Genomic DNA, 14,697 nt, shown 5'->3' with positions numbered 1-14,697 from the left:
CGGGACGCGAGATTCGGCCAGCGCTCCCCGTACAACTACCCGTAAGGTCTAATCCATGACCGGGCGGATAGGCATCGATGACGTCGCCCCCGAGATCTCGGGGGGACGCCACCCCGCGAAGGCGGTCGTCGGCGAGACCTTCCCGGTCTCGGCGACGGTGTGGCGCGAGGGACACGACGCGGTCGCGGCGACCCTCGCCGTGCGCGGGCCGGAGTCGAACGCCACCATTCGGATCCCGATGTCCCCCGGCCCGTTACCGGACACGTTCGCGGCGGTGTTCACGCCCACCAGCGTCGGGGCGTGGAGCTTCCGGGTCGAGGGCTGGAGCGATCCGATCTCGACCTGGCGGCACAACGTGGAGGCCAAACTGTCGGTCGGCCAGGGCGCCGCCGAGCTGGCCAACGACCTCGAGATCGGGGCCCGCCTGTTCGAGCGGGCCGCCAAGGCGGTGCCGCGCGGGGACCGAGCGCGGTGCGCCGCGGTCGCGGCCGCCCTGCGCAGCGATCAGCAGCTGCCTGCCCGGGTCGCCCCCGCCTTCGCGGCCGACATCGCCGAACTGCTGCGCGTGTACCCGCTGCGCGACCTGGTCACCAAGGGCCGCAGCATCCCGGTCTGGGTCGACCGCAAACGCGCCCTCGTCGGCGCCTGGTACGAGTTCTTCCCCCGCTCGACCGGCGGCCGCGACGCCGACGGCACCCCGAGGCACGGCACGTTCGCGACCGCAGCGGACGACCTGCCGCGCATCGCCGCGATGGGCTTCGACGTCGTCTACCTGCCGCCGATCCACCCGATCGGCCGGGTGAACCGCAAGGGGCCGAACAACTCGCTGACACCGGGCCCCGACGACGTCGGGTCGCCGTGGGCGATCGGCGCGGAGGAGGGCGGCCACGACGCCGTGCACCCCCGCCTCGGCACCATCAAGGATTTCAAGAACTTCGTCGCAAGGGCTCGCCGCCTGCGGCTCGAGGTCGCGCTCGACCTGGCCCTGCAGTGCGCGCCCGATCACCCGTGGGCACAGCAGCATCCGGAGTGGTTCACGGTGCTGCCCGACGGCACCATCGCGTACGCCGAGAACCCGCCGAAGAAGTACCAGGACATCTACCCGGTCAACTTCGACGACGACCCCGATGGCATCTACGCCGAGGTGCTGCGGGTGGTGCGGTACTGGATCAAGAACGGTGTCAAGATCTTTCGGGTCGACAACCCGCACACCAAACCACCGGACTTCTGGGAGTGGCTGATCGCGGAGGTGAAGCGGTCCGATCCGGACGTGCTGTTCCTCTCCGAGGCCTTCACCCGTCCCGCCCGGATGTACGGCCTGGCCAAACGCGGATTCACCCAGTCCTACACCTACTTCACCTGGCGGGTGAACAAGCACGAGCTCACCGAGTTCGGGCTCGAGATCGCGCGCAAGGCCGACGAGGCAAGGCCGAACCTGTTCGTCAACACCCCGGACATCCTGCACGAGAGCCTGCAGCAGGGCGGTCCCGGCATGTTCGCGCTGCGCGCCGCGCTGGCCGCGACCCTGTCGCCGACCTGGGGCGTCTACTCCGGATACGAACTGTACGAACATGTTCCGCTGCGCCCGGGCAGCGAGGAGTACCTCGACTCCGAGAAGTACGAGCTGCGCCCCCGCGACTTCGACGGCGCGCGCGCCCGCGGTGAGTCGCTGGAGCCCTGGCTGGCCACCCTGAACCGGATCCGCCGCGCCCACCCGGCGTTGCAGCAGTTGCGCAACATCACGTTCCACCACACCGACAACGACGCGCTGATCGCGTACTCCAAGTTCGACCCGACCACCGGCGACGCCGTGCTGACGATCGTGAACCTCAACCCCTATGGGGCGGAGCAGGGCACCATCTGGCTCGACATGCCCGCTCTCGGGCGCGACTGGCAGGATCACCTGACCGTGCTGGACGAGGTCACCGGCGAGCAGTACCAGTGGGGCCAGGCCAATTTCATCCGACTCGAACCCTGGCGCGCGGTGGCCCACATCCTCGCGCTGCCCGCCGTTCCCTACCCCGCGCGGATACCCCTCGCCCACCGCGCACCGACGACATGAGCGCGGATCGGGTCGCGCAGGTCGCGGCGCCCGCACCCGCCGACCTGGCCCGGCTCGCCGAGGGCACCCACCACAACCCGCACTCGGTCCTCGGTGCACACTCGCATCCCGGCGGCACCGTGATCCGGGCGCTGCGACCCCACGCGCACGAGGTGTCGGCCCGCATCGGGGGCGTCGACCACCCCCTGCAGCCGGTCTCCGACGGTCTGTTCAGCGCGGTCGTGCCCGTCGAGGACCTCATCGACTACCGGCTGGTGGTCGAGTACCCCGGCGGATACACCGACGTCACCGCGGACGGCTACCGGTTCCTGCCGACCCTCGGGGAACTCGACCTGCACCTGTTCGGCGAGGGCAGGCACGAACGGCTGTGGGAGATCCTCGGCGCGCACCCGCGTAGCTACACCACCCCGGACGGCGAGGTGGCAGGCACCTCCTTCGCGGTGTGGGCACCCTCGGCGCGGGGCGTCGCGGTGATCGGCGACTTCGACGGCTGGGGCGGGCGCACCGCACCGATGCGCATGCTCGGGTCGAGCGGTGTCTGGGAGGTGTTCGTCCCCGGCGTCGGCCCCGGCGAGCTGTACAAGTTCCTGGTGCACGGCAGCGACGGCTCCGTCCGGGAGAAGGCCGACCCGATGGCGTTCGCCACCGAGGTGCCGCCGCGCACGGCCTCGGTGGTCGGCGTGAGCACGCACCGGTGGGCCGACGCCGAATGGATGGCCATCCGCGCGCGCACCGACCCGAACCTGGCCCCGATGAGCGTGTACGAGGTGCATCTCGGGTCCTGGCGTCCCGGCCTGAGCTATCTCGAGCTCGCCGACCAGCTGTCCGCCTATGTCGTCGAGCAGGGGTTCACCCATGTCGAACTGCTCCCGGTGGCCGAGCACCCGTACGGCGGATCCTGGGGCTACCAGGTCACCTCCTACTACGCCCCGACCGCACGCTTCGGCTCCCCCGACGACTTCCGTGCCTTCGTCGACCGGATGCACCTCGCCGGCATCGGTGTCATCGTCGACTGGGTGCCCGCACACTTCCCGAAGGACGACTGGGCGCTGGCCCGGTTCGACGGCGGCCCGCTCTACGAGCACGCCGATCCCCACCGCGGCGAGCAATTGGACTGGGGCACCTACGTGTTCGACTTCGGCCGACGGGAGGTGCGCAACTTCCTCGTCGCCAACGCGCTGTTCTGGATCGAGCAGTTCCACATCGACGGACTGCGCGTGGACGCGGTCGCCTCGATGCTCTACCTCGACTACTCGCGACCCGACGGCGGCTGGACGCCGAACATCCACGGTGGGCGGGAGAACCTGGAGGCCGTGGCGTTCCTGCAGGAGATGAACGCGACCGTGCATCGACAGCACCGCGGCGTCGTCACCATCGCGGAGGAGTCCACCGCATGGCCGGGCGTCACCCGCACCACCAATGTCGGGGGCCTCGGCTTCAGCATGAAGTGGAACATGGGCTGGATGCACGACACCCTCGGCTATCTCGGCCGGGACCCGGTGCACCGCAGCTTCCACCACCACGAGATCACGTTCTCGCTGATGTACGCGTGGAGCGAGTGCTACCTGCTCCCCATCAGCCACGACGAGGTGGTGCACGGCAAGGGCACTCTGTGGACCCGGATGCCGGGCGACGACTTCGCCAAGGCCGCAGGCCTGCGCACCCTGCTGGCCTACATGTGGTCGCACCCAGGCAAGCAGCTGCTGTTCATGGGTCAGGAGTACGGCCAGCGCACCGAGTGGTCGGAGGAGCGTGGGCTTGACTGGCATCAGCTGGACGAGGGATACCTCGGCGAGCTGCACCACGGGATCCTCGCGCTGGTCCGCGATCTCAACGCCACCTATCGACGCCACCCGGCGCTGTGGACGCTCGACAACTCCCCAGGCGGGTACTCCTGGATCGACGCGAACGACACCGAGAACAACGTGCTCAGTTTCCTGCGGTACGGGTCCGACGGGTCGATCGTGGCGTGCCTGTTCAACTTCTCCGGCTCCGCGCACTCGGAGTACCGGGTCGGCCTGCCCGAGCCCGGCCGGTGGGTCGAGATCCTCAACACCGATGCCGACGCCTATCGCGGCGCCGGGATGGGTAATTTCGGAGCCGTGGACGCGACACCGCAGCCCTGGCACGGACGACCGGCGTCCGCGTCGGTCGCGCTGCCCCAGAACGGTGCGATCTGGCTGAGCCTGGAGCGTGGCTGATGCGCCGCCGCCCCGTGCTCGCCCTCGCCTCACTCGTCGCCCTCGCGGCGCTCGTCGCGGGCTGCTCCGGGGCGATCGACGGCCGCGCCGTGTCGATCTACGACAATCCGTTCACGGTGGCGGGTCTGCCCGCGACCTCCGGCCCGAGCGGCCCCCGCGAGGGCGTGCCCGACGCCCGGCTCCCGGTTCGCGGCGCGGACGGCTCCGCGGCCGACGTGCTGGCCACCAACGCCGTGGACGACATCGCGGACTTCTGGCAGTCCGAGTACCCCCGGGTGTTCAGCGGCGACTTCAGGCCCGTCACCGACCTGCTCTCCTGGGACCCGGACACGGATCGAGCGCAGGCCCCGACATTCTGCGGCGACAACACCCACGGATTCGCCAACGCCGGCTACTGCACCCGCGACGGCTCCATCGGCTGGGATCGCACCGTGCTGCTGCCCTCGCTCATCGAGACCTTCGGCCCCATGTCCGTGGTGATGGTCATGGCACACGAGTACGGGCACGCGGTCCAGTACGCCTCGGGGCTCGCGGGCGATGACGACCTGACCCTGGTGCTCGAGCAGCAGGCGGACTGCTTCGCCGGGGCCTACATGCGGCACGTCGCGGAGGGCGATTCGAAGCACTTCACGCTCAACACCTCCGACGGGCTCAACTCGGTGATGGCGGCGATGGTCGCGGTGCGCGACAGCGACCCGAACGACCCGGAATCGGTGCACGGCTCGGCCTTCGAGCGGATCACCGCGTTCCAGATCGGCTTCACGGACGGCGCCAAGTCCTGCACGAAGATCGACGAGGCCGACGTGATGTCCAGGCAGGCCGAGCTGCCCCAGCAGTTCACCACCGAGGGCGACACCGGCGAGATGCCGGTCTCCGAGGAGGCGGTGCGGCTGACGGTGGACTCGCTGCAGGCGCTGTTCGACCTGCCTGCAAAGCCGTCCGTCGACTTCGCCGGGGCCGACACCGGGTGTCCCGACGCGCAGAGCACGGAACCGGTCTCCTACTGCCCCGCGACGAACACGATCGGCGTCTCGCTGCCCGAACTGGTCGAGCGCGGTACCCCCAACCCCGAGTCCGGGGACGAGTTCGACTCCGACGTGCGCGGCGACTTCGGCGCCTACGTCCTGGTGGCCTCGCGCTTCACGCTGGCCGCGCAGGCGCACGCCGACAAGTCGCTGACCGAGGCCAAGACCGCGGTGCGGGCGGCCTGCCTGTCCGGCGCGTGGACCGCGGCGACCGCGGTGGGCAAGGCCGGTGGGCTGACGCTCTCCCCCGGCGACCTCGACGAGGCGGTGTCCGGGTTGCTGACCGACGGGCTGATGGCCAGCGACGTGAACGGGAACACCGTGCCGAGCGGCTTCGCCCGGGTGGACGCCTTCCGCTCGGGGGTGCTGGGCGGCGAGCAGGCCTGCGAGAACCGCTACGGATAGGGCGCTGAGCGCTAGTAGAGGGCGGACGCCAGCTTGCGGCGGGCGGCGATCACGATCGGATCGGCGGGGTCGAACAGCTCGAACAGCTCGAGCAGTCGGGTCCGGGCGGCATTCCGCTCGTCGCCCGCGGTGCGGCGGATCGTCTCGATGAGACGGGCGAAGGCCGCCTCGGGCTGCTGGCTGTAGAGATCCATGTCGGCCGCGTCGAGCTGGGCGGCCACGTCGGCGGGCTCGGCGTCGGCCCGCGCGACGGCGTCGGGGTCGAGGTCCTGCACGCGGGCGATGAAGCGGACCTGCCGGATCGCACCGAGCGCCTGCGCGTTCGCGGGCTCCGCGTCGAGGATCACCTGGTAGGCAGCCTCGGCGCCGGCCAGGTCACCCTCGCTCAGCGCGGTCTCCGCCGCGACGAACCGCGGGTCCTCGGGCTCCTCGGCCTCCGGCTCGCCCTCGGACTGCTGCGGGCCGGAGAGCTTGCCCGCGGTCGCCTGCAGCACGGCGTCGATCCACTGTCCGAGCTGCGGCTCGTCGCCGTCGAAATCCGCCAGCGGACGTCCCGCCGCGACCGCGACGACGGCGGGCAGCGCCTGCACGCCGAACGCCTGCGCGATCCGGGGATCGCTGTCGACGTTCACCCGGGCCAGCACCCACGACCCGTTGCCGGCCGCGGCCAGCGAATCCAGGGTCGCGGAGAACACCGCGGTGGCCGGCATCGACGCCGCGACCAGCTCGACGACGACGGGGACCTGGGTCGAGCGGGCCAGCACCTCGGCCTCGAAGTTGGCCTCGGTCACCGCGACGACCGCCGCGGGCGCGGCACTCACGCCGTTCGCGGTCGGTGGGCCTGCGGGCGCGGCCTGCGCCCGTTCCTTGAGTGCGGACAGGTCAACCGCGCCGGACATGGCGGCGGCCGCCGCGGCCGATGGACGTGAGGGTCGGGAACCGGGTCGAGTCACATGTTCAGTTTGTCACGATCGACGGCTCAGCTCAGCGCCGGTGCCGGTTCCTTGGCGTTGTCGGCCGAGAGCTCCGCGAGGCGGCCCGTGCGCACGGCCCATGCCTCGAACACGATCGTGCCGAACGGCGGGACGCTCGCGACCAGCGCCCAGAAGGTGGTCACCAGCGACCAGGAGAGCTTCTTCGCGGTGACGATCGCCACCAGGACGTACAGCACGAACACGGCGCCGTGGATGGGGCCGAAGATCTTCACGCCGATCTCGTTGCCGTCCGCGGGCAGGTACTTGAATGCCATGCCGATCAGCAGGCCCAGCCAGGTGATCGCCTCCAGGACCGCCACGAAACGGAAACGCTTGGCCCACGTGCTGAGATCGAAGATGTTCGCCATGGGCCCCATTGTGCCCGACGCACTACGACGCCCCGTAGTTGAGGCCATCGACCTTGACCACGGGGCGCCGCCCTCGACTACCTACTGCTTGGGGACGCGGATGATCAGGGCGTCGCCCTGACCGCCGCCGCCGCACAGCGCGGCCGCGCCGACGCCACCGCCGCGACGGCCCAGTTCGAGCGCCAGGTGCAACGCGATCCGCGCACCCGACATCCCCAGCGGATGCCCGATCGCGATCGCCCCGCCGTTCACGTTGACCTTCGACTCGTCGAGGCCCAGTTCCGTGGTCGAGGCGATGCCGACGGCGGCAAACGCCTCGTTGATCTCCACCAGGTCCAGGTCCTTCGGATCGATGCCCTCCCGTTCGCACGCCTTCGCGATCGCGCGCGCCGGCTGCGACTGCAGCGTCGAGTCGGGGCCCGCCACCACGCCGTGCGCGCCGATCTCGGCGATCCAGCTCAGACCCAGCTCCTGCGCCTTGGCCTTGCTCATCACCACCACCGCGGCGGCGCCGTCCGAGATCTGCGAGGCCGAGCCCGCGGTGACGGTGCCGTCCTTGCTGAACGCGGGACGGAGCTTGCCGAGCGACTCGACCGTGGTGTCGGCGCGGATGCCCTCGTCCTCGGCGAACACGATCGGCTCGCCCCTGCGCTGCGGGATCGACACGGGGACGACCTCGGCCTCGAAGAGCCCGTCCTTCCAGGCCCGCGCCGCATTCTGGTGCGAGGCGGCCGCGAACGCGTCCTGCGCCTCACGACTGATCTGCTGGTCGTCGGCCTGGTTGCGCTGTTCGGTCAGGTTGCCCATCGGCTGGTCGGTGAAGATGTCGTGCAGGCCGTCGTAGGCCATGTGGTCACGCAGGGTCACGTCGCCGTACTTGAAGCCCTCGCGGCTCTTCTCCAGCATGTGCGGCGCCCGCGACATGGACTCCTGGCCACCGGCGACCACGACGTCGAACTCCCCGGCCCGGATCAGCTGATCCGCCAGCGCGATCGCGTCGATGCCTGACAGGCACACCTTGTTGATCGACAGGGCGGGCACGTCCATCGGGATGCCGGCTGCCACGGCGGCCTGCCTGGCAGGCATCTGCCCGGCGCCCGCGGTCAGCACCTGGCCCATGATCACGTACTCGACGCTCTCGGGCGCGACGCCCGCCTTCTCCAGGGCCCCCTTGATGGCGATGCCGCCCAGATCGGATCCCGAGAAGCCCTTGAGCGAGCCGAGCAAACGGCCAACCGGGGTCCGGGCTCCGGCGACGATGACTGAACTGCTCACGGCTTCCTCCAACGATCAACACGGGTGGTCAGCGACCAAAAGTCACATCCCAAAGAGAACTACAAAGACGGTAGCGCTACCGTCATCGACATGACGAACTCCGCCCCCAACGCTGCCGCCGCCGTACTCGCTTCCGACCTGGTGACGGCCATCGACCACGTCGGCATCGCGGTACCCGATCTCGACGCCGCCATCGCCTGGTACGGCGAGCACCTCGGCCTGGTGTCCACGCACGAAGAGGTCAACGAGGAGCAGGGCGTGCGCGAGGCCATGCTGTCCGTGCCCGGCAGCCCGGCGGGCGCCACCGCGATCCAGCTGCTCGCCCCGCTCAACGACGACTCGACCATCGCCAAGTTCATCGCCCGCAGCGGCCCCGGCCTGCAGCAGCTCGCCTACCGGGTCAGCGACCTCGACGCGATCTCCGAGCGCCTGCGCGCGGGCGGCGTCCGGCTGCTCTACGACGCCCCGCGCCGCGGCACCGCGGACTCGCGGATCAACTTCCTGCACCCCAAGGACGCGGGCGGCGTGCTGGTCGAGCTCGTCGAACCGGCCGCAGACCCGGCACACTGATACTGCGCCAACCCCCTGTCAGCACAGTGGTTCGCCCGAGCGCATCGACCACATCACCACCGGAGCGACGGTAAGTTATGACCATGCCCAACGAGATCCAACTGCCCTTCAACATCGTGAGGAAGGGCTACGACCGCGACGAGGTGCGCAACTACTTCGAACGCTTCGACGCGGAACTCCGGGTCACCGCGACCGATCGTGATGCGGCGGCGGCGCAGGCCCGGGACCTCGCCCAGCAGTTGGAGGACGCCCGCGACGAGATCGACGACCTGCGCAAGGACGTCGACCGCCTGTCCGTTCCGCCGACCACCGCGGAGGGCATGAGCGAGCGCATCTCCCGGATGCTCCGCCTCGCCTCCGACGAGGCCTCGGAGGTACGGGCCACGGCCCAGTCCGAAGCCGCCGAGCTGGTGTCCATCGCCGAGCAGGACGGCGCCGCCCTGCGCGGCAAGTACGAGGGCCTACTCGCCGAGCTCGAGGACCGCAGGAACGCCATGGAGGTCGAGCACACGCAGACCATGGCGACCGCGCGCACCGAGGCCGCCCGCCTCGTCGAGAACGCGCAGTCCGAGGTCGCCAAGCTCCAGGCGGACTCCGAGGCCCGGCGCAACGCGGTCCAGCAGGACTTCGAGATCACCATGAGCGAGCGCCGCACCAAGGTCGTCAACGCGGTCAACGAGCTCGAGGCCACCAGCAAGGCCGAGGCCGAGCGCAGGCTCACGGACGCCACCAACGAGGCCCGCAGGCGACTGCAGACCGCCACCGAGCAGGCCGAGAAGCGGATCGCACACGCGAAGGAGCTCGCCGAGGAGCTCCGCGTGCTCCGCGGCCGGGTGCTGGCTCAGCTCCTGGGAATTCGTGGACAGCTCGACTCGGTGCCCGCCATGCTCGCCTCGGTCAACCGCGAGGGCGAACTGCTCGACGGGGCGGGCGACTCGGCCGGACGCAACACGCAGGACGAGGACGAGAGCGGCGACGACGCTCCCGAGGCGTCGGAGAAGTCGGAGGATTCCGCGAAGTCCGAGGAGTCGGTCAAGACCAACGTCGGGTGATCCCCCGCGACCCGCGCCCGTTCCAGCACCCGGTGTGCCAGTGCCTGCGGTCCTCGGCCCCGCCGAGTTCATCCGCAGGCCAGGCCACCAGGTGCGGGACCCCGGGCCGGATCTCGTGGTCACAGCCGGGGCAGCGATAGGTCTTGGTGGCGCGCGACCCCGGCACCGGGCGCACCAGGTACCGCTCGTCGTCGTATCCCGCAGGGCCCGAATCGATCCGCGACTCGTGACCGCCGGCCGACATCGGCCGGTCGGTCCGGTGTCGCTGATTCCGTCGGGGCATGGCTACAGCCTAGATTTCGATCAGAACAGCCGGAACTCGGTGCTCTCGGTCCCCCGCAGCGCGTCGTAATCGAGTGTCAGGCAGCGGATCCCGCGATCCTCGGCGAGGGTCCGCGCCTGCGGCTTGATCTGCTGGGCGGCGAACACCCCGGTCACGGGCGCGAGCAGCGGATCGCGGTTCATCAGTTCCAGGTACCGGGTCAGCTGCTCGACACCGTCGATCTCGCCGCGACGCTTGATCTCCACGGCGACCGAGGCACCGTCCGCGTCCCGGACGAGCAGGTCAACCGGGCCGATCGCCGTCATGTATTCACGCCGCACCAGGGTGTAGCCGGGACCGAGCGTTTCGACGTGCTCGGCCAGCAGTTCCTGCAGGTGCGACTCGACGCCGTCCTTGATCAGGCCCGGGTCGACGCCCAGTTCGTGCGAGGAATCGTGCTCGACCTCGTGGATCGTGATCCGCAGCTCCTCGCCTGCCTTGTTGGTCACGACCCACAGCTGGGTGCCCTCCTCGCCGTCGTTCTCGACGAGCCAGCACGGCGGGCTCATCCAGTTCAGCGGCTTGTACGCACGGTCATCCGCATGGATGCTCACCGAACCGTCGGACTTGACCAGTAGGAGCCTGCGCGCCTTCGGCAGGTGTGCGGTGAGACGACCGACGTAGTCGACATGGCAGCTGGCAATCACGAGGCGCACTCGGAACACCCTAGAGCACCCACCGGCGCGCGCCGCAGACCCGCCACGCCACGCCGGGTCGCGGGCCGGTGAACCCACTACGCTGGAGCGACCATGCCGCTCCCGTTCCGCTCGATCGCGCCGCTGGGCTCGCGGCTACTCGGCGCCCCGGACGAGAGCCCGCGCCGCCGCCGGATCCGCGTCCAGGTGCTGCTGACCGCAAGCCTGGTGCTGTCCAACCTGATCGGCGCGCTGGTGGTCGGCGCGCTGCTCACCGTCGTCGTGCCCGGCCCGACCCTCTTCGACACCGAGTACCTGGTCGTGAACGCGGTGATCGGTCCGGTCTACATCGCGCTGGCCGTCGCGATCGGGGTCCTGTGGGGCACCCTCCGAGCGACGAAGGACCTGCGGTGGGCCATCGAGAACCGCGAACCCACCAGGGAGGAGGCCGCGGCGGCACTCGCGATGCCGTGGCGCCTGACCCGGATGCAGGCCCTCCTGTGGACGATCGGATTCGTCCTCTTCACCATCAGCTACGGGCTCATCGAACCGGACTCCATCCCCAAGGTCGCCTTCACCATCGCCATGGGCGGGGTCACGGTCTGCGCGTTCAGCTACCTGCTCAGCGAGTTCTCGCTGCGCCCCGCGGCGGCACGCGCCCTCGAGGCGGGCGACCCGCGCCGGGTGCGCATCGCCGGCGTGACCGGCCGCAACATGCTGGCCTGGACCCTGGGTACGGGGGTGCCGGTGGCGGGCCTGATGCTGATCGCGATCTTCAGCTTCATCCGCCCCGACCACGTCGACGTGCCCAAACTCGCGGTGTCCATCCTCGCGCTCGGCTCCATCACCCTGGTCTTCGGGCTGGCGCTGACCCTGCTCGGTGTGGGAGCCACCGTCGCGCCCATCCGCGCGGTCCGGGCGGCCATGAAGCGCGTCGAACACGGCGAGCTCGACACCCGGGTGGTCGTCTACGACGGCACCGAACTCGGCGAGCTGCAGAGCGGCTTCAACCGGATGGCGGAGGGCCTGCGCGAGCGCGAGCGCATCCAGGAACTCTTCGGCAGGCACGTGGGCCACGAGGTGGCCGAGGCCGCCATCAAGCGCAATCCGGAGCTCGGTGGAGAGGAGCGCGAGATCGCGGTCTTCTTCATCGACCTGGTCGGGTCAACCGAGCTCGCGGCATCCCTGCCGCCGAAGGAGGTCGTCGACCTGCTCAACCGCTTCTTCGACGTCGTGGTCGACGAGGTGGACCGACACGGCGGCCTGATCAACAAGTTCGAGGGCGACGCCGCACTCGCCATCTTCGGGGCGCCCGCCGAGATCCAGGACCCCGCGGGCAGCGCGCTCGCCGCGGCCCGCGCCATCCGGGCCCGGCTCCTCGTCGAGGTGCCGGACTGCAGCGCCGCGATCGGGGTGGCCGCAGGCACCGCCGTCGCGGGAAACATAGGGGCCCGCAAGCGATTCGAGTACACCGTCATCGGGGATCCGGTGAACGAGGCCGCCCGGCTGTCCGAGCTGGCCAAGACGATCGACGGCGCGCTCGTCGCCTCCGATCGCGCCGTACAGCGCGCGGGGACCGCCGAGTCCCGGCTGTGGGAACTCGGCGACTCCGTGATCCTCCGCGGACGCAAGGCCGCCACCCGCTTGGCAACCCCCTGTCGGCCGACGCCGTAGCCCTCCCGCGGAGCGCCCCGGCGTCGGCTCGACTGTCGGTGACCTCTGGTACATGTGGGGCATGGGTGTGACTGTCGACGAGTTCCTGACGATGTTGGACACGCTGCCCGAGACCGAGCAGAGCCGCGGTGGCGGCGACAGCTGGATAGCGCTCAAGGTCCGCGGCAAGGGCTTCGGCTACGTGTGGGAGAAGACCGAGACGGTCGGGCTCAAGCTGACGCTCGACGAGCAGATCGCGCTGGTGGCCGAGCGGCCCGAGGTGTTCGAGGTCCAGTTCACCACCAGCCAGTTCGGGTGGGTCGTGGTGCAGTTGGCGAAGATCGACGCCGACGAACTGCTGGAACTGGTCACCGAGGCCTGGTGCCTGACCGCACCCAAGCGACTCCTCGAAACACATGAGTTCGGCAGTCTCTACGACGAGTAGGCCCGATGGCTGTTCCGGCGAGCATCGGCGACACCAGTCCTACCGGCCGCACGGGCCCGGTCCGGCTGGTTGAATGCGAATCATGACGCCCGCGCCGACGCACGCTGAAGGAATCTCCTCACAGAGCCCGGCGTCGCGATCCACCGGTGTCTCCGGTCGCGCACTCGCCGTCCTCGTCGCCCTCACCGCGGCCCTCGCCGCCGCGTTCGTCCTCGCTCCGCGCGTGCTTGCGGGGAGCAAGCCGGGCGGGGGCCTCTTCGACCAGGCAAGCCTGGTCGAGGCCGTCCGCGTGGCGTTCATCGAGTATTGGGGTTCGGGCGACGGGGCCTTCTCCCCCGGCATGGAAACCGTTGTCGACTACTGGTTCCGGTATCACGTGGCCAAGGCCGTGATCGCCGCGATCCTGCTGACCGTGCTCGTCGCACTCGGCGTACTTCTCTGGAGGGCATTCATGCGGTCAGGCGGTCTGGAAGCCGGAAAGCGGGCCGCACTCGCGTCGGCAGGCGTCGTGGTCTCGATGCTCGCCCTGTTCTCTTTGGTGCTGGTGATGGCCAACGTCCAGGGTGCCGTCGCACCGTTCTCCTCGCTGATGTCGATGCTGCCGGTCGGCGAAACCGATGGAGAACTCGCCGTGACGCTCGGTCAGGTCCGGCAGCAGCTGGCCGACCCGCTGAGTGCGGCTGGCGAGGCCCCGCCTGCCCTCGAGGTGATGGTCAGCGACTTTGCTCGATATCACGTGGCGATGGCCGCGATCGCCGCGATCATGGCCGCCGTCCTCATCGGCCTGAGTGTGGTGTTCTGGAAACTGACCGGGGCAACGGGGGCGTCCGACAAGAGCACCAGGCGCGTGTTGGGGACGGTCAGTGCGCTATCGGCGTTGCTGTCGCTTGGCGTGCTCGTTGTCGCGGTGGCGAACACGACCACCGCTGCGGATCCGGCACCGGCTCTCCTGGCCTTCCTCGATGGCGGGCTCTGAGAGAGGTCCCCTGCGAGGATGCTGTGATGATCCTCGAACATGCCGTCCTGCACGTGAAGTCCGGTCGCAGTGCCGAGTTCGAGTCTGCCTTCGGCCTGGCCAGATCGATCATCTCGAGCATGGCCGGATTTCGGCGGCTCACGCTCTCGCGATGCATCGAACGCCCCGGCACGTACCTGCTGCTGGTGGAGTGGGACAGCCGGGAAGACCACGTCGAGGGATTCAGGAAGTCACCGCACTACGAGCAGTGGCGGTCGCTGCTGCACGACTTTTACGACCCCTTCCCCACCGTCGAGCACTATGAGCAGGTCGAGTTCGCCGAGCAAACCAGCAGCTGAGCTCTGCCCAGGCGTCGAGTGTGCAGTTGTCGGCGCATCGGCCGGGTGGGGAGGTCGGTGGGTGCGCACTCGGCCGGCTGGGGCGTGGTGTCGAGTGTGCAGTTGTCGGGGTATCGGCCGGGTGGGGAGGTCGGTGGGTGCACACTCGGCGGCCGGCCCCGTAGCCCCGACGCTGTGCGTGGTGGTCTGGGGGTGTGTGTTTGTGCCCGGATATGCGAAATGCCTCGCATCGCAGTCTCTTTCAAGACTGTGATGCGAGGCATTCGCAATTTATGTTCGGCGGTGTCCTACTCTCCCACACCCTGTCGAGTGCAGTACCATCGGCGCTGGAGGGCTTAGCTTCCGGGTTCGGAATGGGGCCGGGCGTTTCCCCTCCGCTATGGCCGCCGTAACTCT

14 protein-coding genes and 1 rRNA gene are annotated in these 14,697 nt (G+C 69.7%); 9 read left to right on the top strand and 6 right to left on the bottom strand.

The genetic code is table 11. The features are described 5' to 3' along the window. Positions 1 to 55: 55 nt before the first annotated feature. Genes BR31_RS0103660 through BR31_RS0103650 form a run of 3 tightly spaced genes read left to right on the top strand, consistent with a single transcriptional unit; the run spans position 56 to position 5,693 of the window. On the top strand, positions 56 to 2,062 hold the full coding sequence (locus tag BR31_RS0103660) for an alpha-1,4-glucan--maltose-1-phosphate maltosyltransferase (protein WP_027499769.1): 2,007 nt from the start codon (positions 56 to 58) through the stop codon (positions 2,060 to 2,062). Then, a complete protein-coding gene (gene glgB / locus BR31_RS0103655; protein WP_027499768.1) occupies positions 2,059 to 4,263 on the top strand; it encodes a 1,4-alpha-glucan branching protein GlgB in 2,205 nt (734 codons plus the stop codon). Before BR31_RS0103660 ends, glgB begins: the two co-directional genes overlap by 4 nt. Further along, positions 4,263 to 5,693, top strand: a complete 1,431-nt coding sequence (locus BR31_RS0103650) for a neutral zinc metallopeptidase (protein ID WP_027499767.1) — start codon at positions 4,263 to 4,265, stop codon at positions 5,691 to 5,693. Before glgB ends, BR31_RS0103650 begins: the two co-directional genes overlap by 1 nt. An 11-nt stretch (positions 5,694 to 5,704) precedes the next feature. Here the strand turns inward: BR31_RS0103650 and BR31_RS0103645 are convergent, their stop codons facing one another. From BR31_RS0103645 to BR31_RS0103635, 3 genes are all read right to left on the bottom strand, one after another. Continuing rightward, on the bottom strand, positions 5,705 to 6,592 hold the full coding sequence (locus tag BR31_RS0103645; RefSeq protein ID WP_027499766.1) for a co-chaperone YbbN: 888 nt from the start codon (positions 6,590 to 6,592) through the stop codon (positions 5,705 to 5,707). An 80-nt stretch (positions 6,593 to 6,672) separates the two neighbouring features. Beyond that, positions 6,673 to 7,035, bottom strand: coding sequence for a DUF3817 domain-containing protein (locus BR31_RS0103640; protein ID WP_037175514.1), 363 nt, complete (start codon positions 7,033 to 7,035; stop codon positions 6,673 to 6,675). A gap of 81 nt (positions 7,036 to 7,116) precedes the next feature. Continuing rightward, positions 7,117 to 8,310, bottom strand: coding sequence for an acetyl-CoA C-acetyltransferase (locus BR31_RS0103635; protein ID WP_027499764.1), 1,194 nt, complete (start codon positions 8,308 to 8,310; stop codon positions 7,117 to 7,119). A 90-nt stretch (positions 8,311 to 8,400) separates the two neighbouring features. Here BR31_RS0103635 and mce point away from each other — a divergent pair, with 90 nt between their 5' ends. Beyond that, the gene (mce, locus tag BR31_RS0103630; RefSeq protein ID WP_027499763.1) at positions 8,401 to 8,880 is read left to right on the top strand and encodes a methylmalonyl-CoA epimerase; all 480 of its coding nucleotides are present in this window, start codon (positions 8,401 to 8,403) and stop codon (positions 8,878 to 8,880) included. An 83-nt stretch (positions 8,881 to 8,963) separates the two neighbouring features. Next, complete coding sequence (locus tag BR31_RS0103625) at positions 8,964 to 9,932, top strand: coiled-coil domain-containing protein (RefSeq protein WP_037175582.1); 969 nt, start codon at positions 8,964 to 8,966, stop codon at positions 9,930 to 9,932. On the opposite strand, the gene BR31_RS0103620 is transcribed toward BR31_RS0103625, so the two are convergent. Together BR31_RS0103620 and nucS are read right to left on the bottom strand one after the other, a co-directional pair. Continuing rightward, a complete protein-coding gene (locus BR31_RS0103620; RefSeq protein WP_027499761.1) occupies positions 9,913 to 10,215 on the bottom strand; it encodes a hypothetical protein in 303 nt (100 codons plus the stop codon). The genes BR31_RS0103625 and BR31_RS0103620 overlap by 20 nt on opposite strands. A gap of 20 nt (positions 10,216 to 10,235) precedes the next feature. Continuing rightward, positions 10,236 to 10,910, bottom strand: coding sequence for an endonuclease NucS (nucS, locus tag BR31_RS0103615; RefSeq protein ID WP_027499760.1), 675 nt, complete (start codon positions 10,908 to 10,910; stop codon positions 10,236 to 10,238). Positions 10,911 to 11,003: 93 nt separating this feature from the next. Here nucS and BR31_RS0103610 point away from each other — a divergent pair, with 93 nt between their 5' ends. The 4 genes from BR31_RS0103610 to BR31_RS0103595 all read left to right on the top strand — a co-directional run bounded on the left by BR31_RS0103610 (position 11,004) and on the right by BR31_RS0103595 (position 14,301). Next, positions 11,004 to 12,563 carry an adenylate/guanylate cyclase domain-containing protein gene (locus BR31_RS0103610; RefSeq protein WP_027499759.1) on the top strand — a complete coding sequence of 520 codons (1,560 nt, stop codon included), beginning with the start codon at positions 11,004 to 11,006 and terminating at the stop codon, positions 12,561 to 12,563. Positions 12,564 to 12,624: 61 nt separating this feature from the next. Then, complete coding sequence (locus BR31_RS0103605; RefSeq protein ID WP_027499758.1) at positions 12,625 to 12,987, top strand: MmcQ/YjbR family DNA-binding protein; 363 nt, start codon at positions 12,625 to 12,627, stop codon at positions 12,985 to 12,987. 82 nt (positions 12,988 to 13,069) lie between these two features. Further along, complete coding sequence (locus tag BR31_RS27350) at positions 13,070 to 13,963, top strand: hypothetical protein (protein WP_197023545.1); 894 nt, start codon at positions 13,070 to 13,072, stop codon at positions 13,961 to 13,963. A 26-nt stretch (positions 13,964 to 13,989) separates the two neighbouring features. Then, positions 13,990 to 14,301, top strand: coding sequence for an antibiotic biosynthesis monooxygenase family protein (locus BR31_RS0103595; protein WP_027499757.1), 312 nt, complete (start codon positions 13,990 to 13,992; stop codon positions 14,299 to 14,301). A 274-nt stretch (positions 14,302 to 14,575) separates the two neighbouring features. On the opposite strand, the gene rrf is transcribed toward BR31_RS0103595, so the two are convergent. After that, positions 14,576 to 14,692 (bottom strand): 5S ribosomal RNA (gene rrf / locus BR31_RS0103590). Positions 14,693 to 14,697 lie beyond the last annotated feature (5 nt).

Origin of the sequence: Rhodococcus sp. UNC363MFTsu5.1 (genome assembly GCF_000686785.1) — a bacterium.
Classification (GTDB): Bacteria; Actinomycetota; Actinomycetes; order Mycobacteriales; family Mycobacteriaceae; genus Rhodococcus_G; species Rhodococcus_G maanshanensis.
The sequence above is the reverse complement of the archived record's forward strand: the minus strand, read 5'-3'. Positions and strand labels throughout refer to the sequence as shown.